Annotated in this window: 1 protein-coding gene and 1 pseudogene; both read left to right on the forward strand. The window is 66.0% G+C overall.

The annotated features are described in order from the left end of the window. Nucleotides 1-333, forward strand: a pseudogene (locus ACWGL1_RS16110) (DNA polymerase Y family protein); the annotation flags it as partial. Next, nucleotides 330-2,749 (forward strand): error-prone DNA polymerase (locus ACWGL1_RS16115; RefSeq protein ID WP_452112567.1); only part of this gene is annotated, 2,420 nt, incomplete at its 3' end. The pseudogene ACWGL1_RS16110 and the gene ACWGL1_RS16115, both read left to right, overlap by 4 nt.

Genomic DNA, 2,749 nt, shown 5'->3' on the forward strand with positions numbered 1-2,749 from the left:
CATCGTGGCGACGAGCCCTGGCCCGACCTTGATCCCGACGATCCGCCCTTGCGGCCGCTGCAGATGTTCGACCCGCCCCAGCCGGTCGAAACCCTCGCCGAGGTTCCCGACGGCTATCCGCTGAAGTTCCGCTGGCGCCGCGTCCTGCACGAGGTGACCCGCGCCGAGGGGCCCGAGCGGATCAGCGGCGAATGGTGGCGTGCCCCGAACCAGCGCACCCGCGACTATTACCGGGTCGAAGACCGGGACGGCCGTCGCTTCTGGCTGTTCCGCCAGGGCCTTTATGGCGAGACGCTCGAGCCGCGCTGGTTCATCCACGGCCTGTTCGCGTGAGGAGGCTCGACCCTTGCGGCGCCTACGCCGAACTGGCGACGGCCAGCAACTTCTCCTTCCTGCGCGGTGCCTCGCATCCCAAGGACCTGGTGCTGACAGCGATCCAGCGCGGCCATGCCGGTCTGGGGCTGGCCGATCGCAACACTGTAGCGGGCGTGGTGCGGGCCTGGAGCGCGCTGAAGGAGATTCGCGTTGAGGGTCTGGCCCCGCCGGACAGGATGCGCGACGGCGGCAGTCCCGGCGAGATCGCCTTCATCGAGGCCCCGCTGAACGATCCGGCCCTGTCCGAAGAGGTGAAGCGCCGCGCGGCGGACTTCCGCCTGCTGACCGGGACGCGGCTGGTCTTCAACGACGGGACGCCGGACGTCATCGCCTATCCGGAGACGCGGGCGGGTTGGGGTCGGCTGACGCGCCTGCTGACTCTGGGCAACCGCCGGGCCAGGAAGGGCGAGTGCGAGATCGGCCTGCGCGACCTGCTGGCCGATCCGGGGGACCTGCTGCTGATCCTCGTCCCGCCGGACCGGCTGACAGGGCTGGAGGAGACGCTGATCCGCATGAACGAAGCGGCGCCGGGCGCGGTCTGGCTGGGCGCCGTCCTGCACAGCCGCGGCGACGATCAGCGCCGTCTGGCCCGGCTCAAGGCCATGGCGGAGCGGGTAGATGCTCCGCTGCTGGCGCTGAACGACGTCCTCTATGCCGCCCCCGAGAACCGCGATCTGCAGGACGTCCTGACCTGCATCCGCGAAGGCGCGACCATCGAAACCGCAGGCCGTCGGCTGGAGGCCAACGCTGAACGCTGGCTGAAACCCGTGGGCGAGATGGTCCGCCTGTTCCGGGACGCGCTCGAAGCCATAAGCGAGACGACCGCCTTCCTGTCGCGCGCGACCTTCGATCTGTCTGAGCTCAGCTATCAATACCCGGAAGAGCCGATCCCGCCCGGCAGGCTCCCGCAAGAATGGCTGGAGGACCTGACCGGCCGTCACGCCGCCATGCGTTATACCGACGGGGTTCCCGACAAGGTGCAAGCCCTGCTGGACAAGGAATTGGCCTTCATCGCCCGCAAGAAAATCGCGCCCTACTTCCTGACTATTTTCGACATCGTTCGCGTGGCGCGCGACAAGCGCATCCTGTGCCAAGGACGAGGTTCGGCCGCGAACTCGGCGGTCTGCTACGTCCTGGGCATCACCTCGGTGGACCCGATGGAGTCCGATCTGTTGTTCGAACGCTTCCTGTCCGAGGACCGGAACGAACCCCCCGACATCGACGTGGATTTCGAGCACGAGCGGCGCGAGGAGATCATCCAGCATATCTACAAACGCTATGGCCGCCATCGCGCCGGCATCGCCGCCACCGTCATCCATTTCCGTCCTCGCAGCGCCATCCGCGAAGTCGGCAAGGTCCTGGGGCTGACTGAGGACGTCACAGCCCGCCTGGCCTCAAGTCACTGGGGCAGTTGGGGGACCGAGATCGGCGATCATCACGTCGCACAGGCGGGATTGGACGCAACCAATCCCACGATCGCCCGCGCGGTGGAGATGGCGGTGAGACTCCTGAACTTTCCCCGTCATCTCAGCCAGCACGTCGGAGGCTTCGTCCTGACCCAGGACCGGCTGGACGAGATGGTCCCCATCGGCAACGCCGCCATGCCGGACCGGACTTTCATCGAATGGGACAAGGACGACATCGACGCCCTAGGCCTGATGAAGGTCGATGTCCTGGCCCTGGGGATGCTGACCTGCATCCGTAAGGCCTTCGACCTGATGAAGGCCCATTCGGGCGTCGAGCACGACCTCGCCTCCGTCCCGTCGGAGGAGGCCGAGGTCTACGACATGCTGTGTCGGGGCCAGTCCATCGGCGTCTTCCAGGTCGAGAGCCGGGCCCAGATCAACATGCTGCCCCGCCTAAAGCCTCGCTGTCTTTACGACCTCGTTATTCAGGTCGCCATCGTGCGGCCTGGCCCGATCCAGGGCGACATGGTCCATCCCTATCTGCGTCGGCGCAACAAGGAGGAAAAGGATGACTACCCGCCTCCCGGCCGCCTCTATGGTCCGCCTGATGAGCTGGAACAGGTTCTGAAGAAGACGCTTGGCGTGCCTCTGTTCCAGGAACAGGCGATGAAGTTGGCCATCGTCGCCGCCAAATTCACCGACGCCGAAGCCAATGGCCTGCGCAAGGCCATGGGCACGTTTCGCGGCGACGGCAGCCTGCATACCTATGAAAAACGCATGGTCGGCATGATGATCGCACGCGGCTACGACTCTGATTTCGCCCAGCGCTGCTTCGAGCAGATCAAGGGCTTCGGCTCCTACGGCTTTCCCGAGAGCCATGCCGCCAGTTTCGCCCGACTGGTCTATGTCTCTTCCTGGATCAAGCATCGCCACCCGGCGGCCTTCGCCTGCGCCCTGTTGAACAGCCA

This window comes from Brevundimonas sp. NPDC055812 (assembly GCF_053616535.1).